General features: G+C 64.5%; 25 protein-coding genes. 11 read left to right on the top strand and 14 right to left on the bottom strand.

Going from position 1 to position 24,824, the window contains the following annotated elements; all coding sequences use genetic code 11:
• Window positions 1-7: 7 nt before the first annotated feature.
• A complete protein-coding gene (locus RFM52_RS06760; RefSeq protein ID WP_320294723.1) occupies window positions 8-1,678 on the top strand; it encodes an ABC transporter ATP-binding protein in 1,671 nt (556 codons plus the stop codon).
• 21 nt (window positions 1,679-1,699) lie between these two features.
• Window positions 1,700-3,070 (top strand): alpha-glucosidase/alpha-galactosidase, encoded by a 1,371-nt coding sequence (gene melA / locus RFM52_RS06755; RefSeq protein ID WP_320294722.1) that lies wholly within the window; start codon window positions 1,700-1,702, stop codon window positions 3,068-3,070.
• A 4-nt stretch (window positions 3,071-3,074) separates the two neighbouring features.
• On the opposite strand, the gene purD is transcribed toward melA, so the two are convergent.
• Window positions 3,075-4,358, bottom strand: coding sequence for a phosphoribosylamine--glycine ligase (gene purD, locus RFM52_RS06750; protein WP_320294721.1), 1,284 nt, complete (start codon window positions 4,356-4,358; stop codon window positions 3,075-3,077).
• Between the two features lie 472 nt (window positions 4,359-4,830).
• On the bottom strand, window positions 4,831-5,625 hold the full coding sequence (locus RFM52_RS06745) for a phytanoyl-CoA dioxygenase family protein (protein WP_320294720.1): 795 nt from the start codon (window positions 5,623-5,625) through the stop codon (window positions 4,831-4,833).
• Window positions 5,626-5,776: 151 nt separating this feature from the next.
• On the opposite strand from RFM52_RS06745, the gene RFM52_RS06740 reads away from it, so the two are divergent.
• Window positions 5,777-6,688 (top strand): LysR family transcriptional regulator, encoded by a 912-nt coding sequence (locus RFM52_RS06740; protein ID WP_320294719.1) that lies wholly within the window; start codon window positions 5,777-5,779, stop codon window positions 6,686-6,688.
• Window positions 6,689-6,739: 51 nt separating this feature from the next.
• Window positions 6,740-7,723: a 4-hydroxybenzoate octaprenyltransferase gene (gene ubiA, locus RFM52_RS06735; protein ID WP_320295033.1), complete on the top strand. Its 984-nt coding sequence runs from the start codon at window positions 6,740-6,742 to the stop codon at window positions 7,721-7,723.
• A 165-nt stretch (window positions 7,724-7,888) separates the two neighbouring features.
• On the opposite strand, the gene RFM52_RS06730 is transcribed toward ubiA, so the two are convergent.
• The 3 genes from RFM52_RS06730 to RFM52_RS06720 all read right to left on the bottom strand — a co-directional run bounded on the left by RFM52_RS06730 (window position 7,889) and on the right by RFM52_RS06720 (window position 11,116).
• Entirely contained in the window at window positions 7,889-8,455 is a 567-nt protein-coding gene (locus RFM52_RS06730) for a DUF6101 family protein (RefSeq protein WP_320211926.1), read from the bottom strand.
• A gap of 185 nt (window positions 8,456-8,640) precedes the next feature.
• On the bottom strand, window positions 8,641-10,074 hold the full coding sequence (locus RFM52_RS06725; RefSeq protein ID WP_320294718.1) for an FAD-binding oxidoreductase: 1,434 nt from the start codon (window positions 10,072-10,074) through the stop codon (window positions 8,641-8,643).
• Between the two features lie 79 nt (window positions 10,075-10,153).
• Window positions 10,154-11,116 (bottom strand): L-threonylcarbamoyladenylate synthase, encoded by a 963-nt coding sequence (locus RFM52_RS06720; protein WP_320294717.1) that lies wholly within the window; start codon window positions 11,114-11,116, stop codon window positions 10,154-10,156.
• Between the two features lie 276 nt (window positions 11,117-11,392).
• Between RFM52_RS06720 and RFM52_RS06715 the strand changes: the two genes are divergently transcribed.
• Together RFM52_RS06715 and RFM52_RS06710 are read left to right on the top strand one after the other, a co-directional pair.
• Entirely contained in the window at window positions 11,393-11,884 is a 492-nt protein-coding gene (locus RFM52_RS06715) for a hypothetical protein (RefSeq protein WP_320294716.1), read from the top strand.
• A 132-nt stretch (window positions 11,885-12,016) separates the two neighbouring features.
• Window positions 12,017-12,406 (top strand): hypothetical protein, encoded by a 390-nt coding sequence (locus RFM52_RS06710; protein WP_320294715.1) that lies wholly within the window; start codon window positions 12,017-12,019, stop codon window positions 12,404-12,406.
• A gap of 117 nt (window positions 12,407-12,523) precedes the next feature.
• Here RFM52_RS06710 and RFM52_RS06705 read toward each other — a convergent pair whose 3' ends face one another.
• Together RFM52_RS06705 and glyS are read right to left on the bottom strand one after the other, a co-directional pair.
• Window positions 12,524-12,868, bottom strand: a complete 345-nt coding sequence (locus tag RFM52_RS06705) for an ATPase (RefSeq protein WP_320294714.1) — start codon at window positions 12,866-12,868, stop codon at window positions 12,524-12,526.
• 221 nt (window positions 12,869-13,089) lie between these two features.
• On the bottom strand, window positions 13,090-15,243 hold the full coding sequence (glyS, locus tag RFM52_RS06700) for a glycine--tRNA ligase subunit beta (RefSeq protein WP_320294713.1): 2,154 nt from the start codon (window positions 15,241-15,243) through the stop codon (window positions 13,090-13,092).
• 250 nt (window positions 15,244-15,493) lie between these two features.
• Here glyS and RFM52_RS06695 point away from each other — a divergent pair, with 250 nt between their 5' ends.
• On the top strand, window positions 15,494-15,676 hold the full coding sequence (locus RFM52_RS06695; RefSeq protein WP_320294712.1) for a hypothetical protein: 183 nt from the start codon (window positions 15,494-15,496) through the stop codon (window positions 15,674-15,676).
• Here the strand turns inward: RFM52_RS06695 and RFM52_RS06690 are convergent.
• On the bottom strand, window positions 15,643-16,332 hold the full coding sequence (locus RFM52_RS06690; RefSeq protein ID WP_320294711.1) for a DUF4328 domain-containing protein: 690 nt from the start codon (window positions 16,330-16,332) through the stop codon (window positions 15,643-15,645). The two genes, RFM52_RS06695 and RFM52_RS06690, sit on opposite strands and share 34 nt — an antisense overlap.
• A gap of 80 nt (window positions 16,333-16,412) precedes the next feature.
• Window positions 16,413-17,333, bottom strand: a complete 921-nt coding sequence (locus RFM52_RS06685; protein WP_320295032.1) for a glycine--tRNA ligase subunit alpha — start codon at window positions 17,331-17,333, stop codon at window positions 16,413-16,415.
• A 193-nt stretch (window positions 17,334-17,526) separates the two neighbouring features.
• Here RFM52_RS06685 and RFM52_RS06680 point away from each other — a divergent pair, with 193 nt between their 5' ends.
• The gene (locus RFM52_RS06680; protein WP_320294710.1) at window positions 17,527-17,988 is read left to right on the top strand and encodes a GNAT family N-acetyltransferase; all 462 of its coding nucleotides are present in this window, start codon (window positions 17,527-17,529) and stop codon (window positions 17,986-17,988) included.
• Window positions 17,989-18,456: 468 nt separating this feature from the next.
• On the opposite strand, the gene RFM52_RS06675 is transcribed toward RFM52_RS06680, so the two are convergent.
• The 5 genes from RFM52_RS06675 to RFM52_RS06655 all read right to left on the bottom strand — a co-directional run bounded on the left by RFM52_RS06675 (window position 18,457) and on the right by RFM52_RS06655 (window position 23,422).
• Entirely contained in the window at window positions 18,457-20,232 is a 1,776-nt protein-coding gene (locus tag RFM52_RS06675; protein WP_320294709.1) for a tetratricopeptide repeat protein, read from the bottom strand.
• Between the two features lie 205 nt (window positions 20,233-20,437).
• The gene (locus tag RFM52_RS06670) at window positions 20,438-20,854 is read right to left on the bottom strand and encodes a DUF1284 domain-containing protein (RefSeq protein WP_320294708.1); all 417 of its coding nucleotides are present in this window, start codon (window positions 20,852-20,854) and stop codon (window positions 20,438-20,440) included.
• Window positions 20,851-21,459, bottom strand: a complete 609-nt coding sequence (locus RFM52_RS06665) for a biotin transporter BioY (protein WP_320294707.1) — start codon at window positions 21,457-21,459, stop codon at window positions 20,851-20,853. Before RFM52_RS06665 ends, RFM52_RS06670 begins: the two co-directional genes overlap by 4 nt.
• A gap of 177 nt (window positions 21,460-21,636) precedes the next feature.
• Window positions 21,637-22,302 (bottom strand): GntR family transcriptional regulator, encoded by a 666-nt coding sequence (locus RFM52_RS06660; protein ID WP_320294706.1) that lies wholly within the window; start codon window positions 22,300-22,302, stop codon window positions 21,637-21,639.
• Between the two features lie 106 nt (window positions 22,303-22,408).
• Window positions 22,409-23,422 (bottom strand): polyprenyl synthetase family protein, encoded by a 1,014-nt coding sequence (locus RFM52_RS06655; RefSeq protein WP_320294705.1) that lies wholly within the window; start codon window positions 23,420-23,422, stop codon window positions 22,409-22,411.
• Between the two features lie 178 nt (window positions 23,423-23,600).
• On the opposite strand from RFM52_RS06655, the gene RFM52_RS06650 reads away from it, so the two are divergent.
• The 3 genes from RFM52_RS06650 to RFM52_RS06640 are packed head-to-tail and all read left to right on the top strand — an operon-like array spanning window position 23,601 to window position 24,790.
• On the top strand, window positions 23,601-23,825 hold the full coding sequence (locus RFM52_RS06650) for a putative signal transducing protein (RefSeq protein WP_040991013.1): 225 nt from the start codon (window positions 23,601-23,603) through the stop codon (window positions 23,823-23,825).
• Complete coding sequence (locus RFM52_RS06645) at window positions 23,825-24,616, top strand: tRNA1(Val) (adenine(37)-N6)-methyltransferase (RefSeq protein ID WP_320294704.1); 792 nt, start codon at window positions 23,825-23,827, stop codon at window positions 24,614-24,616. The genes RFM52_RS06650 and RFM52_RS06645 overlap by 1 nt, the downstream gene beginning before the upstream one ends.
• Before the next feature lie 3 nt (window positions 24,617-24,619).
• On the top strand, window positions 24,620-24,790 hold the full coding sequence (locus RFM52_RS06640; protein WP_320294703.1) for a hypothetical protein: 171 nt from the start codon (window positions 24,620-24,622) through the stop codon (window positions 24,788-24,790).
• The last annotated feature ends 34 nt before the right edge of the window (window positions 24,791-24,824 follow it).

Genomic DNA, 24,824 nt, shown 5'->3' with positions numbered 1-24,824 from the left:
TGGCCGGATGACGACGATCGCGCTCGCAGACAATTTCGCTCCGGCCGTCCGGTACGACCACAATGGTCGGCACGACCAGCCAGTCATCGACGCCCGCAACATCGAGGTCGCCTTCAAGGTCGAGCACGGCACCGTCGAGGCGGTGAAGGACATCTCGTTCCAGCTCTATCGCGGCGAGACGATCGCCATCGTCGGCGAATCAGGCTCCGGCAAGTCGGTGACGGCGCGCACGGTCATGGGCCTGTTGTCACGACGGGCAACCGTGTCGCCGCGGTCGAGCATCGACTATTGCGGGCAGGACATCCTGAAGTTCGCGGAAAGCGCGCGGCGCAAGCTGCGCGGCAACCGCATCTCGATGATCTTCCAGGAGCCGATGAGCTCGCTCAATCCGATCTACACGGTCGGAAGCCAGATCGTCGAGGCGATCCGGGTGCATCGCAAGATGAGCCGCAGGCAAGCGTGGGCGCGTGCCCTCGAGCTCCTCAAGCATGTCCAGATCCCCGAGCCGGAAGCGCGGCTCAAGCAGTATCCGCACCAGCTCTCGGGCGGACAGCGGCAGCGCGTGATGATCGCCATGGCCTTGGCCAACGAGCCGGACGTGCTGATCGCCGACGAGCCGACCACGGCGCTCGACGTCACGGTGCAGGCGCAGATCCTGAACCTGATCCGCAACCTGCAAAAAGAGCTGCGGATGGCGGTGATCCTGATCACCCACGACCTCACCGTCGTGCGCAAGTTCTCCGACTATGTCTATGTCATGCAGCATGGCGAGATGTGCGAGCACAACGTCACCGAGCGGCTGTTCGCCGAGCCGCGGCATCCCTATACGCAGCGGCTGCTCGCCTCGGAGCCGCGCGGGCGGCCGCAGCCGCTGCCGCAGGGCAGCGGCACCATCCTCGAGGCGAACGGCGTGCGCGTCTGCTTCATGCTGCGCCACGGCTCATTCCTCAAGCCGGACTGGCGCGAGCTGGTTGCGGTCGACGACCTCGACCTGAAGCTTTGCCGCCACGAAACGCTGGGGCTGGTCGGCGAATCCGGCTCCGGCAAGACCACATTCGGCCAGGCGCTGCTCCGGTTGCAGGACGCCAAACGTGGTGAGATCCGCTTCGATGGCCAGCCGATCCAAGGCCTGTCGCGCGCCGAAATGCGGCCGCTGCGCTCGCGCATGCAGATCGTCTTCCAGGACCCGTTCTCCTCGCTCAATCCGCGCATGACGATCGGCCAGATCATCGAGGAAGGACTGGTCGTCAACAGGTTGGGCGCGACGCGGCGCGAGCGGAACGACCGCGTGCGCGAGGCGCTGGTCAGCGCCGGCATGCCCGGCAACATCCTGTCGCGCTTTCCGCACGAATTCTCCGGCGGCCAGCGGCAGCGCATCGCGATCGCCCGCGCCATCGCGCTGGAGCCCGAATTCATCCTGCTCGACGAGCCGACTTCGGCGCTCGACCTCTCGGTGCAGGCGCAGATCATCGACCTGCTGCGCAAGCTGCAGGACGAGCGCGGCCTGAGCTACCTGTTCATCTCGCACGACCTCAAGGTGGTGCGGGCGCTGTGCCACCGCGTCATCGTCATGCAGCATGGCAAGATCGTCGAGCAGGGACCTGTCGACGAGGTCCTTTCCAATCCCAAGACCGCCTACACCGAACGGCTCGTCAGGGCCGCCTTCGACGTGGCGTAGCAAAAGTGCCGGAGGCTTACAGTGGCAAGGAATCCCAGGATCACGTTCATCGGCGCCGGCTCGACGGTGTTCATGAAGAACATCGTCGGCGACGTGCTGCAGCGTCCGGCGCTGTCGGGCGCGACGATCGCGCTGATGGACATCAATCCGCAGCGGCTGGAAGAAAGCGCCGTCGTCGTCAACAAGCTGATCGCGACGCTGGGCGTCAAGGCCAAGGCCGAGACCTATTCCGACCAGCGCAAGGCATTGAAAGGCGCCGACTTCGTCGTCGTCGCCTTCCAGATCGGCGGCTATGAGCCCTGCACCGTCACCGACTTCGAGGTGCCTAAGAAATACGGCCTGCGCCAGACGATCGCCGACACGCTAGGCGTCGGCGGCATCATGCGGGGCTTACGAACCGTGCCGCATCTGTGGAATATCTGCGAGGACATGCTCGCCGTCTGCCCCGAAGCGATCATGCTGCAATATGTGAACCCGATGGCGATCAACACCTGGGCGATCGCCGAGAAATATCCCACGATCAAGCAGGTCGGGCTCTGCCACTCGGTGCAAGGCACGGCGATGGAGTTGGCGCACGACCTCGACCTTCCCTACGAGGAGATCCGCTACCGCTCGGCGGGCATCAACCACATGGCCTTTTATCTCAAGTTCGAGCATCGCCAGCCGGACGGCACCTATCGCGACCTCTATCCCGATCTGGTGCGCGCCTATCGCGAAGGCCGTGCGCCGAAGCCCGGCTGGAACCCGCGCTGCCCGAACAAGGTGCGCTACGAGATGCTGACCCGGCTCGGCTATTTCGTCACCGAGAGCTCGGAGCATTTCGCCGAATACACGCCCTATTTCATCAAGGACGGGCGCGGCGACCTGATCGAGAAATACGGCATCCCGCTCGACGAATATCCGAAACGCTGCATCGAGCAGATCGAGCGCTGGAAAGGCCAGGCCGAAGCCTATCGCTCGGCCGACCGGATCGAGGTCGAGCAGTCGAAGGAATATGCATCCTCGATCATGAATTCGGTGTGGACCGGCGAGCCGTCGGTGATCTACGGCAATGTCCGCAACAATGGCTGCATCACATCGCTGCCTTCCGATTGCGCGGCCGAAGTGCCATGCCTGGTCGACGCTTCCGGCATCCAGCCCACTTACATTGGCGACCTGCCGCCGCAACTGACGGCGCTGATCCGCACCAACATCAACGTGCAGGAGCTGACGGTGCGAGCGCTGATGAGCGAGAACCGCGAGCACATCTATCACGCCGCGATGATGGACCCGCACACGGCGGCCGAGCTCGACCTCGACCAGATCTGGTCATTGGTCGACGACCTGTTGGCAGCGCATGGCGACTGGTTGCCGGCCTGGGCGCGGACAGGCAGAAAGACCCAGGCGGCCTGAAGGGTCAGGCATCGCCGCCCTTCTCGCGCTCGACGGCGCGCCAGCCGATGTCGTGGCGGTAAAAGCCCTGCGGCCAGTCGATAAGGTCGATCGCCGCATAGGCCTTTTGCTGCGCCTCGCCGACGGTCTTGCCCAGCGCCGTGACGTTGAGCACGCGGCCGCCATTGGCGACCAGCGCGCCGCCATTGATGGCGGTGCCGGCATGGAAGACCTGGACGCCCCCGCCTTCCGCCTCCTCGAGGCCGCGGATGACCGAGCCCTTTTCCGGCGTGCCGGGATAGCCCCTGGCCGCCATCACCACGGTCAACGCCGTCTCGTCGCTCCAGCGGATCGACATATGCGCAAGCTGGCCGTCGACGGCGGCGTTGAGCAGGACGAGCAGGTCATCCTTCAGCCGCATCATCAGCACCTGGCATTCGGGGTCGCCGAAGCGGGTGTTGTATTCGATCAGCTTAGGCCCGCTCTCGGTGATCATCAGGCCGGCGAAGAGGATGCCGGCGAAAGGCGCGCCGATATTGGCCATGCCGCGCATGGTCGGCTCGACGATCTCGCGCATGGTGCGCTCGGTCATTTCCGGCGTCATCACCGGCGCCGGCGAATAGGCGCCCATCCCGCCGGTGTTCGGTCCGGTATCCCCGTCGCCGACGCGCTTGTGGTCCTGCGCCGTGCCGAAGGGCAGCGCGGTCGCGCCGTCGCACAGGCAGAAGAAGCTCGCCTCCTCGCCGGTCAGATATTCCTCGACGACGACCTCGGCGCCGGCCGCGCCGAAAGCGCCTTCGAAACAGGCTTCGAGCGCGGCGTTCGCCTCGTCCAGCGTCATGGCGATGGTGACGCCCTTGCCGGCGGCAAGCCCATCGGCCTTGATGACGATCGGCGCGCCGGTCTGTTCGACATAGGCCTTGGCCGAGGCGAGGTCGCCGAAGCGGCCATAGGCGGCGGTCGGAATGTTGAATTTGGCGCAAAGATCCTTGGTGAAACCCTTCGAGCCTTCGAGCCGGGCCGCCGCCTTGGAGGGGCCGAAGACGCGGATGCCCCAGGCGCGCAGATCGTCGGCGATGCCGGCGACCAGCGGGCCTTCCGGGCCGACCACGACGAGGTCGATCTTCTTTTCCTGGCAGAAGGCGGCGACGGCGGAATGGTCGGCGACGTCGAGCTTCACCAGCTCGGCGACACGGCCGATGCCCAGATTACCGGGCGAGGCATAAAGCTTCGTCAGCAGCGGCGAGGCGGAGAGCTTCCAGGCAAGCGCATGCTCGCGGCCGCCCGAGCCGAGAAGAAGAACGTTCATGGCCACCTCTTGCTGATCGTCTCCCTGAACCCGCTATTGGTCCGCGGGCGGCGGGTCAAGGCGTCTTGGCATTTTGGCGGCAATTGCGCACGGGAAGATGGGCCTCATCAAGATGGATAAGATAAGTCCCGGTTCGGCTAGCCCAGAGCAATTCCAGGGAGATTAGCTGAAGCCTCCTCGACCTCGTCATTCTAGGGCGGAGCAAGGAGCGAAGCGACGCGCGCAGACCCTAGAATCCATGCCGTTACCTTAGCCGAAGGATGCAAACGGCGCAGAATTCTGGACCGTTGCGACGCCTCGGCGTCACGGCATGGATCCTCGGGTCTGCGCGCGTCGCTTCGCTCCTTGCTCCGCCCGTGGATGACGAGGTTGGGAGGCTTCAGCCAATCTCCAAGGCATGCCGCCTGCCAGTGCACATAGCCGACCGGTCGAAATCCTGTGCCTGGGGACCACCCTGGTCTGAAAAAGCGACTCAGCTCTGGTAGACGACCGGAAACCAGTCCTCGCGCAGTTTCTGGCCGGGCTTCATGTCGTGGCCCGGATAGGGCGGCGAGGTGCGGCCGGGACGTTCGACGTAATGCGCGTCGTCGCCGACCCAGCGCAGCGACAGCGCCCGGCGCCGCGCCGACGTCATGTTGCCGCGCGCCCCGTGGGCGGTGCGGAAATCGAACAGGATGGCGTCGCCCGGCTCCATCTCCCATTCGAGCACCTTCATCGAGGGGTCGTTGTCGGGATCGGGCACCGGCAGGTAATCGCCCTCGCCGGCATAGAAATTGTCGTCGTTCAGCCAGCGCACCGGCAGCACCATCTTTTCCCATTTGTGCGAGCCGGCGATCAGCCGAAGCGTCGCCTCCTTCACCGGGTCGATCGGAATCCAGAAGCTCACCGTCTGGCTGCCGTCGACGAAGTAATAGGGAATGTCCTGGTGCCACGGCGTCGGCTTCTGCGTGCCGGGCTCCTTGACCAGGACGTGGTCGTGGAAGAACTGGGCGCTGCGCGACTGCATGACGGCGGCGGCGAGCTCGGCGGCCGGCGATTCGCGCACGATCCTGACGAATTCCGGGATGCGCTCCCAGTTGCAGTAATCGTCGAAGAAGCTGCCCTTGCCGCCGGCGATGTCGGAGGCGGTGGCGCTGCGGTTCTCAATGTTGCGTTCGATGCCGTCGGCGATGACATCGACCCAGTCCTTGAAGGCGCCGCGGATGCAGACAGCGCCGTCGCGCTGGTAATCGGCAATCGTCGAAGCATCGATCTTTGGGCTGGCCATGGCGCTCTGTCTCTCTTTGTTTGACGCAATTCCGGACGGAAAACCGCTGCACACTTTTCCTGGAATTGCTCGCGGTTCGGTGGCCCGACTATCGCAAGCGCCAGACATCGCGTAAAATAATAACTTGTCATCTAGTTTATAGTTTTTGCCTATGAGACTGACGCTCACCCAGTTGCGCTATGTCGTTGCCGTGGCCCGCTATGGCAGCGTGACCGCCGCCGCCTCGGCGCTCAATGTGTCGCAGCCGTCGATCTCGGTGGCGATCGACAATGTCGAGGATGCGCTTGGCCAGAAGCTGTTCGTGCGCCAGCGGGGAAGCGGCGTTGCGCTGACATCCTTCGGCCGCAGGGCCGTCGCCAAGGCAAGGCAGGTGCTTGGCGAGGCGGATGAGCTCGCCGCGCTCGGATCACGCGACGCCGATATCGGCGGCGAGCTGGTGCTCGGCTGCTTCGAGGACCTGGCGCCCTATTTCGCGCCGGCGCTGATGCGCGCCTTCGCCGAGCGCTGCCCGGCCGTCACGGTCGTCATCGGCGACGAGACCTTCGACACGCTGGGGCGGCGCCTGGCCGACAGCGCCGTCGACCTCGGCCTCACCTACGATCTCGGCCTTCCAGGCCATTTCAAGCGCATTCTGCTGCACGAGTTGGGGCCGCACGCGCTTCTGCCGGCCGGCCATGCGCTGGCGGACAAGCACGCCGTCAGCCTGGCGGAGCTTGCTGAGCATCCGCTGATCACCACCGACCAGCCGCATAGCTGGCAGCACATGCTGGATCTTTTCCTGAGCCGAGGCCTGTCGCCGATCGCCCGGGCGACGACGAGCTCGTTCGAATTGCAGCGCTCCATGGTGGCCAACGGCTTCGGCGTCGCGGTCAGCTATACAAGGCCCTATGGCGACCGCAGCTATGACGGCCTGCCGCTGGTCTGCAAACCGCTCTCGGATCCGCTGCCGATGCAGCGCATCATCCTGACCCACGACACGCGCCAACGCCTGTCGAAGGCGGCCATGGCCTTCATCGATATCGCCAAGGCATGGTTTGCCAGTCACGATGTTTTCACTGCTTAAGCGACACTGCGTCCGCTTGACGGCGCCCCTTGCTGCTGCCACTCCAGCGTGATGGAACCCGTCCAGTCGAAAGCGATCCAGGGCCGTGTCGCCGACGCGCCGAGCGGCCATTGGGTCTATCGGGTGTTGCCGCGCTGGCTCTGGCCCTACGCGCAGCTCGCGCGCTGGGACCGGCCGATCGGCTGGCAATTGCTGCTCTGGCCCTGCTGGTGGTCGGCGGCACTTGCCGCGGGCGCCTATCCGCGTTCGACCGATCCGCTGCTGACGCTGCTTCCGGCGCCCTGGTACCTGCTGCTGTTCTTCATCGGCGCGGTGGCCATGCGCGGCGCCGGCTGCACCTACAACGACCTCGCCGACGAGGACATCGACAACCAGGTCGAGCGCACCCGCTCGCGGCCGCTGCCCGCCGGCAAGGTGACGCGCCGCCAGGCCTGGACCTTCGTCATCATCCAGGCGCTCATCGGGCTTGCCGTGCTGTTGCAGTTCAACAGCTTCGCCATTCCGCTCGGCATCGCCTCGCTGGCGATCGTGGCCGTCTATCCCTTCATGAAGCGCATCACCAACTGGCCGCAATTCGTGCTGGGGCTTGCCTTCTCCTGGGGCGCGCTGATGGGCTGGGCGGTCGAGTTCGGCGACATCGATGACCCGGCCATCATGCTCTATATCGGCTCGATCCTGTGGGTGATCGGCTACGACACGATCTATGCGCATCAGGACAAGGAAGACGACGCGATCGTCGGCGTGCGCTCGACGGCGCGGCTGTTCGGCGACAACACCAAGACCTGGCTCACCGGACTCTATGGCGGCGCGCTCATCTGCTTCGCCATCGCCTTCGCTTCGGCGCAGGTGCCCGTGGTGTCGCTCGCCGGGCTGATCGCCGCCGGCGCGCATATGGCGCGCCAGATCATCCGGCTCGACATCAACAATCCGGATCAATGCCTGAAACTGTTCAAGTCGAACAACCAGGTCGGCTGGCTGATCTTCCTCGGCCTGATCGGCGGGTCGGTGTGGATATGGCTGAAGCCGCTGGTGTAGCGGGGCGCCTTCCCTTCTCCCCCTGTGGGAGAAGGTGTCGCCGAAGGCGACGGATGAGGGGTGCTCCAGGGAAAGCCAACGTCTCACTCCGCTGGAACACCCCTCATCCGTCTCGGCGCTACGCGCCGATCCACCTTCTCCCGCAAGGGGAGAAGGAAAGCCGCGCTACTCCCGCGCGATAATCTCCTGGCCGTCGATGACGAGCCTGAGGCCCAGATTGCCGGCCTTGCGGCGGGCAAGGAAGCGCGGGCGGCGCATGTTGGAGACGCGGCCCTTGCGGCGCTCCTGCGGCGGCAGCGCCTTGATGGCGGCGCCGAGCGATTCTTCCAGTGTGCGGGCAATGCCGTCGGCCTCGATCAGCAGCATCGGCAGGCGATAGGCATCGGCCCAGGCGCGCCAGTCGGCGGCGACGTCGTCGAGGTCGTCGGCGACCAGAAGCGGCACCGACAGCATCGGATCATTGTGCAGCAGTTCCAGCGTCACCGTGACGTTGCCGTCCGGATCCTCCATGGCGCGCGCGGCGACGCCGCGGAACGCATTGGGGGGCAGCGCGATGATCGCCGGCACGCCGCTCATCTCCAGCATGCGGCGGATGACGGCGCCGCGCTGGTCGATGGTGAAGGTCACATCGCCATAGTCGTCGCGGGTGGCATAGCTCACCATCTGCGGCAGGCGAAACGGGTCGAGACGCATGTTGCGCCCGGCCCAGACTGGCTTCAGTCCAGTGTTCATCGATGTCTTCCCTGTTATTCCTGAGGGCCGTTTTTCCGGTTCTCTCAGGGCCGGTTTTTCCGGCCTCGTTATGGGAAGAAACATTAGCGCTCGCTTCTTACCGGCGCGCTTAAGAAAGTCGGTTAAATTTTGCTGATCTCAGGGATGGTTATCGGAATGCGACCGGCCACCAGATATGGGAAGGATCAGATAACCTTACCGGGATTCATGATGCCGGCCGGATCGAAGGCAGCCTTCACCCGGCGCATCAAATCGATCGCCATCGGCGGCGCCGTGGCGATCAGTTCGTCGCGCTTCAATTGACCGATGCCGTGCTCGGCCGAGATCGAGCCATGGAAAGAGCGCACGACGTCGTGCACCGCCTTGTTCATGGGGTGGTAGAGGTCGAGGAACGCCTCGTCCTGCCAGTCCACGGGACGCGAGATGTTGTAGTGCAGATTGCCGTCGCCCATGTGGCCGAAGCAGACCACGCGCGCGCCGGGGCAGACCCCCTCCACCACGCCGGCCGCCTTTTCGATGAACTCCGGGATCGAGGCGATCGGCACCGAGATGTCGTGCTTGATCGAGGCGCCCTCCGGCTTCTGGCATTCGGGCAGCGTCTCGCGGAAATTCCAGAAGGCGTCGCCCTGGGCAAGGCTTGCCGACACCACCGCATCGCCGACGATGCCCTGCTCCAGGCCGGCCGAAAGAATCTCCTCGATCAGCGCCTTGCCGTCTTCTTCGGAACGGCCGGACGAGACCTGCATCAGCACATACCACGGCCAGTCGTCGGCCAGCGGCCGGGTAATGCCTTGCCCGTGCTTGAGCGTGAAGTCGTAGGGCCTCTTGGCGATCAACTCGAAAGCGGTGAGCGAAGCGCCGGCGCGGTCCATCGCCAAGGTGAATAGCGAAAGCGCGTCCTGCGGGGACGACGGCAGGCCGGCAAAGGCGACCTCCCTGCCCTTCGGCTTCGGGAAAAGCTTCAGCACCGCGGCGGTGATGATGCCGAGCGTGCCTTCGGCGCCGACGAAGAGGTTTTTCAGATCGTAGCCGGTGTTGTCCTTCTTCAATTTGCGAAGGTCGTCGAACACCTCGCCGGTCGGCAGCACGACTTCGACGCCGAGGCAGAGCTCGCGCGCATTGCCGTAAGCAAGCACGCCGGTGCCGCCGGCATTGGAGGACAGATTGCCGCCAATCTGGCAGGAGCCTTGGGCCGCGAGAGACAGCGGAAACAGCCGGCCGGCGGCGTCGGCCGCTTCCTGCAGCGTCTGCAGGATCACGCCGGCCTCGGCGGTCACCGTATTCGACAAGACATCGATCTCGCGGATGCGGTTCAGCCGTGACAGCGACAGCACGATGTCGTGGCCGGATTTGTCCGGCACCTGGGCGCCGACCAGCCCGGTGTTGCCGCTCTGCGGCACGACCGGCGTTCCGGTCTCGGTCGCAAGACGCATGATGCGGCTCACTTCCTCGACGCTGCCCGGCCTCAACACCAGCGATGTGCGGCCATGCCAAAGGCCGCGCCGCTCGGTGATGTAAGGCGCGATATCGGCCTGGTCGCGCAGCGCATATTTGTCGCCGACGATGGCCACGAAGCGGTCGATGACGGCGGGATCGAGATCGAAGGGCTGATCGTTCATGATGCAAACCCTAGAGCAATTCCAGGAAAAGTGCGAAACGGTTTTCCGTCCGGAATTGCGTCAAAACAAAGAGATAGGCTCAGCCGTTCTTGTCACGCGGCGCGGCGGCGCGGGCAAGCCGGTCGTTGATCGCCTCGCCCAGGCCCTCGAACGGGATCGGCTCGACGGCAATGGTGGCGGCGCCGGCACGGTCGAGCGCCTGCATGAAGGCGAAGAGGTTGCTGGCCGCCTCGCGCAGGTCGCCCGTTTCGGAGAGATTGCGCAACGCAACGGCCCGTTCCCAGTCCGCGGCGCGGTTGCGGCCGAACGCAAGCAAAGCCTCGCCTTCGGCAACATCCTCGACATTGAGCCGCATCGCGGCGCCCGGCGCATAATGCGAGGCAAGCATGCCTGGCGCCTCGATACCGCTCGCGCCGCGCGATAGCTTCGCGCCAGCCACCACCTCGATCTCCTCGGCGGAGATGCCGCCGGGCCGCAGCAGCCGCAGCCTGCCGTTCTCGACCTTGAGAATAGTCGATTCCAGGCCGACAGGCGTCGCGCCGCCATCGACGACCAGCCTGATCCTGTCGCCGAGATCGGCCGCGACCGCGCCCGCCGTGGTGCCGCTGATCCTTCCGGAGGAATTGGCGCTGGGGGCGGCGAGCGGCCGGCCGAGCCGCGCGATCAGCTCGCCGCCGAATCCGCGCGGCATGCGCAGCGCGATCGTGTCCAGCCCCGCCGTGACCAGCGGATGGATGCCGCTGTCCGCTCTGCGCGGCAGCACCAGGGTCAGCGGTCCGGGCCAGAAGGCTTCGGCCAGTCTTGCCGAAAGCGGATCGAAGCCGGCAATGCGGTCCGCCATCGCGCGATCGGCGACATGGGCGATCAGCGGGTTGAAGCGCGGCCGGCCCTTGGCCTCGAAAATGCGCGCCACGGCGACGCCATTGGTGGCATCGCCGGCCAGGCCGTAAACCGTCTCGGTCGGGATGGCGACGACGTCGCCGCCTTCGAGCAACGCCAAAGCCCGCTCCAGAGCCTCGCCGATCGCCAGTATCTCAGCCAAATTCGCCACCAGTCCTGATGCATGTTGCCCAAAAGTGTGCAGCGGTTTTGGGACAACAACATGCATGAAACAAAACCTAAAGTGCGTCGATTGAATCCGTTTCAACGCGACGCGCTTTAGACATGCCGGTCCCGTAATACGGCCGCTTGCATCGGGCAAGTGCGGGCATTGGCGATTTATCAATCCCTAAAATGTTAAGTTTCCGCGCAAGCCGGCTTCAATGTGCCGGCTCTAAGGTGCGGGCTTGAGTTGGTTGCGGGCTGGGGAGTTTTTGTGATGCGTTTGCTCGGAGCGTTCGGTATCAGCCTTTTGGCGATGAGCGGCGCGGCACAGGCTTCGTCGATCGTCGTTGTCGGACCCTCGACCTCGACGCCTTCCGTCGTCAGGCTGAATGCGATCGAGGCAACCAAGCTGTCCGCGGCCTCGACGCCGTCGATGATAGCGCTGGGCGATCCCGTGCCCGCCGTCACCGACGAAAAGGTCGCGGCAATTCCCGAGAAGTCCAGGCACCAGCAGGCCCCGATGATCATCCGGGGCGGCATTGTCGGCGGCGCCTTCTCGACGCCGGCGGCGACCGCGTCGGCCAAACCCGCAACACCGACAACCACACCCGCGGCCACGGCGCCGGCAAACGGCACTTCGACGGCTACGCCCGCGAACGGCACCGCGTCCGCTTCGAACGGCAAAACCGGCAACCAGCCCGCCGCGACGGCCAACGCGCAGCCTCCAAATGCGCAGCCGCTGCCGCGCGTCGGCAAGGCAATGTAGATCACACTGCACACCACCTCGATGTGCTAGGCGCAGTTTGTCGGGACGCAATTCCGAACGGAATTGCCTGTCCGATCTCCGTCATCGGGATATGGCACGATGGGTTGGCGTTTCAAAAAGAAGGGGGATTTCATGACTGTCTCGAAAGCAATGGCCGTTGCCGGGTTGATGGCGGCAATAGCGCTGAGCGCGGGCACGGCGCGGGCCGACGACATGCTCGGCTCTTACACGGCGCGCATTTCCGATCGCGATCATCGCGCCAGCGACGGCTATCCGCTGAGCAGCGCGGCGCAGATGGTGCGGCAGGACCGCGCCAACTGGCACAAGTTCCACCGACGCGACAGCGACGACCAGGGCGATTCCTGGTTCCGCAGCGATGGTTCGCGCGCCGACCTGCAGCGCATGCTGGAACGTGGCGGCGCCATGAGCAGCGCCACAAGGCGGGCCATCGTCAATGGCGAGCCGTTGATCGAGGTCGACGTCTATCCGGACAGCGTGCGGGTCAGCATAGTGGAAGATTGACGGGTCAATCTTCCTGGAAGATTGACGAGGTCAGCTTCTCGAAGAGTGACAGGGCAAGCCTGACGAAAGGGGCGACGCACAACGCGCCGCCCCTCATTTCAGACGAGAGGAGACGGCTCAGGCCGCTTCTTCCTTGTCGTCATCGTCGGACTCGTCGGCGTCGTCTTCATCGTCGTCGCCATCTTCATCCTCGTCGTCGCCCGAGGCTTTGGCTTCTTCGTCGGCGTCTTCGTGTTCGTCGTCGCCGTCTTCGTCGTCATCTTCATCCTCGTCGTCCGACTCATCGTCGGCCGAGGCAGTGGCCTCCTCGTCGTCGCCTTCTTCCTCATCGTCTTCGGATGGCTCGGCGGATTCGACCGCCGCGGCGGCAGCGTGGTCGAGCAGGTTTTCGGAAGCGGATTCGATGGCCTCGGCGGCGGCCGGGGTCTCTTCAATCAGGTCGATATCGTCAACGGAATTCATGGCATGCCTCCGTGGTTGGGGAACGTCTTTTGTCTGATGCATGTCGTGGTCCCGGAACCGCTGCACACTTCCGGGCGACATGCATCGGTTGTCCCATGCGGAGGTCATCGTCATATGACTGTAAGCCGGCTGCGGCGCATTAAATTTCGTGCGCCGAATTGTCGAGGAATGCCCGCATCCTAGCGGATGCGGGCAAGTTGGAAGGCGCGATTTTCGCGCTATCAGCCGACGATTTTTGAAAAATCCGCGACCTGATCGGTGGCGGTCCGGATGCGGGCAAGCAGCGCCAGACGGTTGGCGCGCACGGCCTGGTCCTCATCATTCACGAGAACGCCCTCAAAGAATGAATCAACCGGTTCGCGCAACACGCTAAGCGCCAGCATGGCAGCCGAAAAATCTTCGTTTTGAATCGCTTGGCCGGCTTCCTTCTCGGCCTGATTCACCGCGGCATTGAGCTTCTTTTCCGCTCCCTCGCGGAACAGCGCCGGCTCAACGGTCTCGGCGACCAGCGTTTTCTTCTTCTCCTCGGCGGCCAGGATGTTGGCGGCGCGCTTGGTGCCGGCGAGCAGGTTCCTGCCCTCGTCGGTGTCGAGCAAGGAACCGAGCGCCTCGACGCGGCGCACGATCTGCAGCAGGTCGTCGGACTGCGGCGTGATGACTGCGTCGATCAGATCGTGCCGGGCGCCCTGGTCGCGGAGATAAACCTTCAGGCGGTCGTGGAAGAAGGCAAGGAGGTCGGACGACTGATCCGCGCCGCCTTTGAAGTTTGCAAAGGCCTTGGCGAAAACAGACGTCAGCGCCAGGCGAATCCGGTTCTCGATGAGGATCCTGACCACGCCAAGCGCGGCTCGCCGCAAGGCGAACGGATCCTTCGAGCCAGTCGGCTTTTCATCGATCGCCCAGAAGCCGGTCAGCGTGTCGAGCTTGTCGGCGAGCGCGACGGCAACCGAGACCGGATCGGTCGGCACGCGATCAGAGGGGCCTTGCGGCTTGTAGTGCTCCTCCGCGGCGGCCGCGACCGACGGATGCTCGCCCTGCAGCAGCGCATATTTGCGGCCCATTGCGCCCTGAAGTTCGGGGAACTCGCCAACCACCTCGGTCTGCAGGTCAGCCTTGGCGAGCACGGCGGCGCGGGCGACCAATGCGGTATCGGCACCGACGACAGGCGCAAGCCCTCGCGCCAGCTGCTTGATGCGCTCCACACGCGCACCTTGCGTGCCGAGTTTGGCATGGAAGGTGACGTTGAGATGATCGAGGCGTGCCATGCGCTGGTCGAGCGGCTTCTTCAGGTCGAGGCCGAACTTCGCCGCCGACTCTTGCAGCGTGCCGAGGTCCGGCAGATCGCCCTGGTCGGTCTTCCAGAAATAGAGCGCGTCGGACAGGCGCGCGCGCACCACCTTGCCGTTACCGCGCGCGATCTCCTTGCCGCCGTCGCTCGCCTCGATGTTGGCGACCGGGATGAAGCGGTTCGACAGGTCCTCGGCCGCGCCCTGCGGCCGGGTGACGAAGCATTTCTGGTTGGCGCGGATGGTGAGGCGGATGACCTCGCCCGGAATGGTGAGGAAATCCTGCTCGAACTCGCCCATCAGCACGACCGGCCATTCGACCAGGCCGGAGACTTCCTCGAGCAGGCCCTCGTCCTCGACCAGGTCGAGGCCGTTAGCGAAGGCGATGTTGCGGGCATCGGCCAGGATGATCTCCTTGCGGCGGTCGGCATCGAGCACGACCTTGGCCGCCTCGAGCTTCGACACATAGTCGTCGAAGCGGCGCACGGTGATCGCGCCCGGCGCGTGGAAACGGTGGCCATAGGTGACGTTGCCGGCGCGGATGCCGTCGATCTCGAAATCGACCACGACCGGCTCTTCGGTCTCCGGGCCAAAAGTGCAGACGATCGACTGCAGCGGCCGCACCCAGCGCAGCGAGCCGGGTTTTGCCGAGGCCGGCCCCCAGCGCATCGATTTCGGCCAGGGGAAGGCGCGAATGATGCCCGGCACCAGTTCGGCGATGATCTCCTCGGCCGCCCTGCCCGGCTTCGCGATATGGGCGACGTAGAAGTCGCCCTTCTTCGGGTCGGAATGGACATGCGCCTCGGCGATCGACGAAAGCCCGGCCTTGCGCAGGAAACCCTGCACCGCCTGCTCGGGCGCCGTGGTCGAGGGACCCTTGATCTCCTCGCGGATGTCCTTGGAGCGCGCCGTCAGCCCGCGGATGTCGAGCGCCAGGCGCCGCGGCGTCCAGTATTCGCGCGCCGCTTCATAGGTCAGGCTCGCCTCGACCAGACCGTCGGTCAGCATCTTCCTGAGGTCGCCGGCAGCCTTGCGCTGCATGCGGGCGGGAATCTCTTCCGAGCGAAGTTCTAGCAATAGGTCAGGCATGATTTGGCTCCCACCCTCCCCTTGATGGGAAGGGCCGGCGCGTCAGCGCCGTAACGAATGGGCGGGAAATAGCAACTCGGCCGGCCGCTGTCACCCCGCTAGCGGATCGCCTCTTGAAGCGAATTCACGGAATTTCAAGCCGCTGTCGGGACGCAACGAGGTCGATCGTCCTTGGAGCAGAACTTCCCATGAACCGAATGCTGCGCTGAAGCGACACACGCTCAGGCAGAGACCTATTGGCTGAACGACGATGAAAACGGCATCGAGAACCCTGCAGATCCTGGCGCTCAGCGCCTGCTTCGCCGCCCAGATGCACGGCGTGATCACGATGCCGGGGGTGAGGCAGGCCATGCGCACGATCGATGGCTCGAGCGGCCAGAATATCCTGGCTGCGGTGACCTATGCTGTTTCAGGCAAGCCGGCGCTGTCCTGAGGCATTGCGGGAGCGGCGGCGGGCCAGGCGGTTTGCCGCCGATAAATCTCCTTCACGACTTCCAGGAAAAGCAGGCTCAGCACAACGCTGGCGACATCGGAGACGGCAGTCGCAATCGAGGCGTTCTTCAGTTCCGGAATTTCCCGCGCTTTAATGGAGAGCCTGAAGGAGACCCGGCCGAGCGCGTTGGCCACCAGCCAGGCGGCCCACCAGCCCTGAAGCGTTCCGGATGTTCCGGCCGATTTCCAGTCGGGAGACCCACTGCTTGCCCGCCAAATCTCCAACATCGCCTGATAGGGCTTCCAAAGGTTGGCGATAGGGATGAAATACCAGCCGATCGCCCAGCCGGGGGTGAACTCCATGTCACGGGCGCCAAGCGCCCTGGCGTTCTTGTTGGCCAGTCTGATCCAGCCGAGAATGACAATCGCCTGCGCGAGATAGAGAACGAGCTGGACGATGCCTATCGCCCCCTGCCGGCTGTCGTTCCAATTGGCCGCGGCGGTGACATCGTAATCATAGGTGCCGGCTTCGATATCACTCAGCAGCCAGATCTCCGACAGACCTGAAAGTACGGCGATCACGTCGACGGCGATGCCGATCCACAGCAGCCTGACGACCCAGCTCGTACTTGTCGAAAAATTCTTGAGAATGCCCACGCTGCCTGTTCCCCCCAGCACGTTCCTGCAACCTACACGGGAACAAAGGAGGATCAAGCGCCAAAGCTGCAGTCGGTTCGCTAAGCAGCCAGCCCGCCAGCCCGCGTCTTCAGGAACGCCTCGCCGCAAGCCTTGGCCAGATTGCGCACCCGCAGGATGTAGCTTTGCCGCTCGGTGACCGAGATCACGCCGCGCGCGTCGAGCAGGTTGAAGACATGGCTTGCCTTGATGCACTGGTCGTAGGCCGGGAAGACCATGCGGTGCATCGCCAGATTGTCGCTCGGCTTGGGCGTGCCGGCATCGAGCAGCGCCTTGCACTCGGCCTCGGCGTCCTCGAAATGCCTGAGCAGCATCGCGGTGTTGGCGAATTCGAAGTTGTGGCGCGAATATTCCTGCTCGGCCTGCAGGAAGACATCGCCGTAAGTGACCTTCTCGGCGCCCTCGCGGCCGTTGAAGTTCAGGTCGTAGACATTGTCGACGCCTTGCACATACATGGCCAGGCGCTCCAGCCCGTAGGTCAGCTCGCCCGCCACGGGCGCGCATTCGATGCCGCAGACCTGCTGGAAATAGGTGAACTGCGAGACTTCCATGCCGTCGCACCAGCACTCCCAGCCGAGCCCCCAGGCGCCCAGCGTCGGGCTTTCCCAGTCGTCTTCGACGAAGCGGATGTCATGCAGCAATGGATCGATGCCTATCGCCGCGAGCGAGCCGAGATAGAGCTCCTGCAGGTTCGGCGGATTGGGCTTCAGGATCACCTGGTACTGGTAATAATGCTGCAGGCGGTTGGGGTTCTCGCCATAGCGACCGTCCTTCGGCCGGCGCGACGGCTGGACATAAGCGGCGTTCCAGCGCAACGGGCCAAGCGCGCGCAAGGTGGTGGCCGGATGGAAGGTGCCGGCGCCGACCTCCATGTCGTAGGGCTGCAGGATGAGGCAACCATAGTCCGCCCAGTAATTGTGCAAGGTCAGGATCAGCCCCTGGAAAGAGCGGCTGGGATGCATATGGGCGGGGATCTCGATGGTCACGGCGGCCTCGGAAAGCGCAGGATGACGCTTCCCTAGTTGCCGGGCCGGCAAGCGTCAAGGCAGCGCCCCGCATCCGACAAGGTTGAACGCTTTGCGTGCGGCTGGCCCATTGCCGGCGAACGGCGGCGATCCTTTGCTCCGCCCGAGCTTTAACGACAAAGGTTTCGCTATGTCCGGTCAACTTACCGTCCGACCCGTCACGAGGCAGGATTACGAGCAGTGGCTGCCGCTCTGGGACGGGTATAACGCGTTTTACGGGCGCTCCGGCCCAACGGCGCTTGCCGGCGAGATCACTCAGATGACCTGGTCGCGCTTCTTCGACGCCTATGAGCCCATGCATGCGCTGGTGGCCGAGCGCGAGGGCAAGCTGCTTGGCCTCGTCCACTATCTCTACCACCGCTCGACAACAGCTATTGCACCGAACTGCTACCTTCAGGACCTTTTCACGTCACAGGACGCGCGCGGCCAGGGTGTGGGGCGGGCATTGATCGAAGCCGTCTACCAGCGCGCCAGGGAAGCGGGTTCGGGCCGCGTCTACTGGCTGACGCATGAGACGAACCACACCGCCATGCAGCTCTACGACAAGGTCGGCGAGAAGTCCGGGTTCGTCGTCTACAGAAAGATGTTCTAGTTCCTCGACACAGGGATTTGAAAGGTCGCCCTTGTTTTGGTGCAAGATTTTTCGTTCATTTCCGTGAAATCAGCGCAAACGCCAGGGATTGAAGCCGCCCCAACCTCGTCATTCTATGGCGAAGCAAGGAGCGAAGCGAGGCGGCGCAGACCATAGAATCCATGCCGTGACTTGGATGCGCCGCCACGGTGCAGAATTTTGCTCCGTTGCACGCCTTGGCGAACGTAACGGCATGGATTCCAGGGTCTTCGCGACGGAGCTTCGCTCCTGCTCCGCCCTAGAATGACGACGCGAAGGGCGTTTCGGCCAATCACCGAGGCATTTGCCTGCCACCGCAGACATAACCTATCGCTGGAGAACTTGCCGACCTTCAGAGTGAGGCAAGCCGACCATAAGCTCGACAGACGCCAGGCCGAAACGAAAACGGGGCTCGACGAGCCCCGGATTCTTGAAGGTCGATGAAGTCGCTCAGCCTTTCGGCACAGGCGTCGGCTCCGGCTTCATTTTCGGGGTTTCCTGCGCGGTGTTGGATTCGATCGGCGGCAGGCCCTTGAGCAGCTTCTGCTGCAAAGTGGCGAGCACATCCGGATCGGGCTTCAGGTCGCGTGCCTGCGTCCACTGATAGGTGGCCTCCAGCTTGCGGCCGACGCGCCAGTAGGCATCGCCGAGGTGGTCGTTGAGGACCGGATCCTCCGGCTTCAGCGAGACGGCGCGCTCCATTTCGCGCACGGAGTCGTCGAAGCGGCCCATGCGGAAATAGGCCCAGCCCAGCGAATCGACGATGTAGCCGTCGTTCGGCCGCAGGTCGACGGCCTTCTGGATCATCGCCAGGCCTTCCTTGAGGTTCATGTTCATGTCGACCCAGGAATAGCCGAGATAGTTCATGACCTGCGGCTGGTCGGGCTGCAGCTCCAGCGCCTTGCGGAAATTCGGTTCCGCCTTCGGCCATTCCTTCAGCCGCTCATAGGCGATGCCGCGCTGGTAGAAGATGTTCCAGTTGGCGGCGGTCGGCGTCTTCAGCTGCTCGACGGCCTTGTCGTAGAGACTGGCGGCCGAGCGGAAATCTTCCTTCGAGCCGTAGACGCCGCCAAGCGCCAGATAGGCGCGCATGTCGTCCGGATGCTTGTCGAGATAGGCCTTCAGATGGGTGATCGCCTCGTCATGCTTGTCGAGATCGGCGAGGTTGAGGCCGATCTGCAGGTCGGAGAGCTCCTTCAGCGGCGAGGACGCCGGAATGCGGCGGTAGAGCGCGACCGCGCCTTCGCCGTCCTTCAGCTGCTCGGCAACGGCGGCAAGCTGCACAAGGGCGGCGTCGCTGTCCGGCTTCAGCGCCAGAGCGTATTGCAGGTAAAGTCGCACGAAAGGCTCGCCGCCGCCGCGGTTGAGCGCGGTGGCGAGGTCGAGCAGGATTTCGGACGCGCCGTCGGCCGGGCCGGCGACGAGCGGCTCGATCTTGTCGCCCTTGGCGATGCGGTCGCGCAGCGTGGTGATCTCGAGCTTGCCCGGCGCGAACGCCTCGGCCTGGTTCAACACCGCCAGGGCCTTCGACTTGTCGCCCTTGCGGACCAGGAACGAGGCATAGGCCTGGGCGTTGCGCATCCAGGTTTCGGGCGCAGAGCCGCCGGCCGTGGTGTCGGCCATGGTGGCGGCGTAGATCTCATCGGCCTTGTCGTTCAGGCCGGCGGCATCGGCGATCAGCGCGCGGTGGAAGGATTTGAACAGGCCGAACCAGTCCGGGCCTTTGAGCTTGTCGATGGAATCCATGGCCTCGGACGCGTTGCCGGCGCCCTCCTTGGCCCAGCCTTCCATGACGCCGGAGAGCAACCGGTCGAGATCGGATTCGAGCGAGAGCTTCAGCCAATACTGCGCCTTGGCGTAATCCTTCTTGTGGAAGGAATCGATGGCCAGCGCCAGGCGCGAGAAGCGCTCGACATCGGGCACTTCCTTCAGCTTGTCGGCATAGACCAGCGATTCCTCGAAGCGGCCTTGCGCGACCAGCGCCAGCATCAGGCTCTGCTGCAACTCCTTGTCGTCCGGCGCAAAGGCCAGCGCCTGCTTGTAGTAGGCGATCGCGTCGTCGAGGTCGTTGTCGCTTTCGGCGATATGGGCCGCGAGATAGGCGCCCGAGAAAGACGTGATCTGCAGCGGTTTGGCCTCTTCCTTGGCCTGGACCGGCAGCACCCAAAGCGCCACTCCGGTCAAAAATGCCAGCCTCGTCAGCCAGCGCGCACGTCCTTGCCGCATCGTATCCCTTTCAGCCAGACGCGATCCCGCCCTTGGCAGGCCGCCCTTAGACTCGATCTTTTCCGGTCAAAGCATGGCCTTTTTGGGGTCGGGCTTCAATCGCCAAGCGAATCACAATGCAATCATCCGGCTTAAAAAACGATGCCGCGCCACCGAAAAATCCCGCGCGAAGGTCTGAGATGCCCATATGCCAGCGTCGGATTGCCTACAGATGCGTCCCGCTGAATCCGCCGGCGGCAACCGTGTCGCACAGGCCCGACCATTCGCAGCCGGAGCATGCCTGGCGCGTCAGGCCGGCGGAAAAGGCCTTGCGCATCCCCGCCAGGCTGGCGGCGTCCAGCATGAACCGGTCGCCGGCCTGGATCGGCCGGCCGAGCAAAGTCCCCACGTCACGCGCGGCCAGCCGGTCCCGCTCGGCGGCGCTTTGGCGCAGGCAATGCGGCTCAGGCTCGCCGAGCAGCGGGGCGCAGATGTCGTCCGGACCGGAAACGACCACAACCCCCTCACCCTCACCCAGCCGCTTCACCACCTTGTCGTAGTTGGCGGTGAAGGCGGGCGAGTAGCCCTTGCCGACATAGGTCAGCAGGCAGAGCAGATGATGGGCGCGCAGCCTGACGGTCATCGCGTCCCGGACGAGCGGTCGCGCTGTTCCGCCCGATAGGTGGAAAAGAGCTTCAGCGTCGCCGCGCCCAGCGCCGACTTAAGCAGGCCGCCGACGATGAAGGGCAGGAAACCGAAGGTGATGGCCTTCTCAGCGCCGATCATGACGGCAAGCCAGGCGGTGCCGAGAACGAGGCAAAGCAGGTTGCCGATGAGCATGGCGGCGAAGGCGAGCATGACGCGGTTGCCGTTCCAGCCGCGTTCGGCCAGCCAGCCGACAACGGCGCCGACGACCGGGAAGGCGAAGAGATAGCCGCCGGTCGGGCCGACGAAATGCTGTATGCCGGCCGCGCCACCCGCCAGCACCGGAAAACCTGCCGCGCCTTCGACCAGCCAGGCGGCAATGGTGAGCGCGCCGAAGCGCCAGCCATAGAGAGCGCCGACCAGCGTGACGGCGAAAGTCTGCATGGTCACCGGCACCGGCACCATCGGCACCTCGATATAGGACGACAGCGCCAGGAACAGCGAACCGAGAATGACGGCGCCGATCTGCCAGGCGAGAGAACGGCTGTGCAGGCGCAGTGGGCTGAAGGAGGGCTTGTAGGTCGAAACGGCTGCGTTGGTCACGGTGTCTTCCCTGGCTGGCTTGAAATTATAGATAATTTTTGCGTTCGATCTATTATCGAATCCATATTTTTGCGAAGATGGCAAGCCCGCGGGTTCGTCATTCCAGGGCGAAGCAGGAGCGGAGCTCCGTCGCGGAAACCCTGGAATGACGAAGCTGGGAAGCCTCGCCCGCCTGCGCTACCCGACGATGGCGAAGGCGTCGCGGGTCCTGCCGGAGGCGGTCTTGACCGGCTTCTGGCCGATCCATTGCACGTGCCGCCCGAGCGTGGCCGCGGCCGATTCGACGTTGCCTTGCCTGAGCGCGCTCAGGATCGCCCGATGATCCTGGTCGGTGCGGATTTCCCATTCGGAGCGCCAGGCCGCGAACAGGAAGCGCGCGCTCGCCGCGTGCAGGTCGTCGATGGTGGAGAGCAGGCGCGGCATGTTGCAGGGCGCCAGGATCAACCGGTGGAAGGTGCGATTGGCCTCTTCCCAGGAGCGCACGTCGCGGGACTTGTCGCCGGCCTTGGTCGCCTCCTCGGCCTGGTCGAGGATCGACGCCGTCAGATGCGGCGCGGCATGGCGCAGCGCCAGCACTTCGAGCGCCGCTCGCATCTCGGCCACCTCCCTGACCTCGCCGAGATCGAAGGCGGCGACGCGCACGCCACGCCTAGGCTCGCTGATCGCCAGGCCCTGAGCCTCGAGGCGGCGAAAGGCCTCGCGCACCGGGACATGGCTGGTGTTGAATTCCTCGGCGACATGGTCCTGGCGCAGCCGCGAGCCAGGCTCGATGGCGCCCGAAATGATGCGGTCCGCCAATTCCTTACTGATGCGGACGGCGATGGTGTCTTCTGTGCTGGCCATATTTTATAGATAATTTGCCGAACCGCCCTTTGTCGAGACGGCCAGCACGGGATTCACATGCGCCTTGCCCGACGGATGCCAAGCAGGGCCCGGAAGACAGACAGGCTCAGTTGACGCGGCTGATGCAGAAATCGATGACGTCGATCAAAGCCGACTTCTGCGGCGTCGCCTCCAGCGGAGCGAGCGCGTCGCGGGCGATCTCGCCGAAATGGCGGGCGCGGACGATCGTGTCGGCGATCGCGCCGTGGCGGGCCATCAGGCCGATGGCCTTTTCGAGCGCGGCATCGTCGACGACATTGTCCTCGATGGCGCGCTTCCAGAAGGTGCGCTCGGCCTTGGTGCCGCGCCGGTAGGCGAGGATCACCGGCAGCGTCACCTTGCCCTCGCGGAAATCGTCGCCGACATTCTTGCCGAGATCCTTGCTGGAGCCGCCATAATCGAGCGCATCGTCGATGAGCTGGAAGGCAAGGCCGAGATTCATGCCGTAGGACCGAAGTGCCGCGCGATCGGTGCGCGAGGCCTGGGCGATGACCGGTCCTACTTCGGCGGCGGCCGAAAACAGCGCCGCGGTCTTGGCCTTGATGACGGCGAAATGCTCGTCCTCGGTGGTTTCAAGGTTCTTGGCGGCGGCAAGTTGCATGACCTCGCCCTCGGCGATGATGGAGGCCGCAGCCGACAGGATGTCGAGGGCTTCCAGCGAACCGACCTCGACCATCATGCGAAACGCCTGGCCGAGCAGGAAATCGCCGACCAGCACGCTCGCCTGGTTGCCCCAGATCATGCGCGCCGTCTTCTTGCCGCGGCGCAGCGCGCTCTCGTCGACCACGTCGTCATGCAGGAGCGTCGCCGTGTGCATGAACTCGACCGCCGTGGCGAGCTTGACATGGCCTTCGCCGGAATAGCCGAACATCTGCGCGGCGGCGAGCGTGAGCATCGGTCTCAGCCGCTTGCCGCCCGACGAGATCAGGTGATTGGCGATCTCCGGGATCATCTCGACGTCGGAGCCGGCCTTGGACAGGATCAACTCGTTGACCCGGCCCATGTCGGCAGCCGTCAGATCGATCAAATCCTTGATGGAAGCGGGTTCCCGCTTGCCTTCGATGTTGAGAACGACACCCACCACGACAACTCCCGTCTGTTTAACGCGCACGAGTTAACGCGCACGACGGCACCCTTAATCCCGCGCCGACTCTAGGGCGGTACAACCGGGCACGGCAAGAGGCGAATTGGCGCGGCTTTGCCGACGGTGTGTCTACCCGCACGTTTACAGAAACGCCGCAACCTGCGATTTTCGTTCCATGATCGAGCTTGTCCGCACCAATGACGCCGTCGTGATCTCCTTTGTCGAATCGCTGATGCGCGACGCCGGCATCGCCTGTTTCGTCGCCGACCAGAATATGAGCGTGCTCGAAGGGTCGATCGGCCTTTTGCAGAAGCGTGTCATGGTCGATGCCGACAAGGCTGACGTGGCGCGCCGCATCCTGAAGGATGCCGGCATCGAAAACGAAATTCGCCAGAAATAATGGCAGCGACGATCGCCCCAGATACGCCGGCACACACGGTCGATGCCTTCCATCGCGGCCGCTTCTGGCTGGTGCAGCCGAGACGTGGCGGTCATCGCGCCGGCATGGACGCCATGATGCTGGCGGCCGCCGTGCCTTCGGGCTTTTCCGGCCGTCTCGCCGATTTCGGCGCGGGCGCGGGTGCTGCCGCTCTTGCCGTCCTGTCGCGCTGTCCGGCGGCCCAGGCCGTGCTCGTCGAACGGTCATCCGAAATGGCCGGGTTCGCCGCCGCCACGCTTTCGCATCCCGGCAATGCGCATCTCGGCGACCGCGCCTCGGTGCTGACGGCCGACGTCACGCTTGCCGGCCGGGCGCGGGCCGAGGCAGGACTTGCCGACAATTCCTTCGATTTCGTGATCATGAACCCGCCGTTCAACGCCGCCGAGGATCGCACCACCCCCGACGCGCTGCGCCGGGAGGCGCATGTCGCGGAGGATGGCCTGTTCGAGCGCTGGATCAGGAGCGCCGCCGCCGTCGCCAGGCCGCGCGGCGGGCTGGCCGCCATCGCGCGGCCCGAACAGCTCGTCGCCATCCTCGATGCGATCGAGGGGCGTTTCGGCGATGCCGAGATGCTGTGCGTGCATCCGCGACCGGACGCGGCGGCGATCCGCATCGTCGTCAGGGCGGTGCTCGGCGCGCGCGGAAAACTGTCGATCCGCCCGCCGCTCACCTTGCACGGTCAGTCCGGCAACGCGCCGGCGGAGCGGACCGAAATGATCAATAACGGCCTGGCATCGCTGTTCGGCGATTGATCCTTGAAGCGCGTCGCGTTGAAATGGATTCTAGCGACGCGCTTCAAGTTTTTGTTTATGCATGTCTGTTTCGCAAAACCGCTGCACACTTTTGCGCGACATGCACCGGCTGGCGATGCGGCATTGCCGTTGGCCAGCGAATTCCTACATGCCCAGGGCAAGATGACGCCGTGAAACAGACCAACCGACCTGATCTCATCTTGCTGCC

Origin of the sequence: Mesorhizobium humile, assembly GCF_033977215.1 — a bacterium.
Classification (GTDB): Bacteria; Pseudomonadota; Alphaproteobacteria; order Rhizobiales; family Rhizobiaceae; genus Mesorhizobium; species Mesorhizobium humile.
This window is presented reverse-complemented; position numbering and strand designations above follow the sequence as displayed.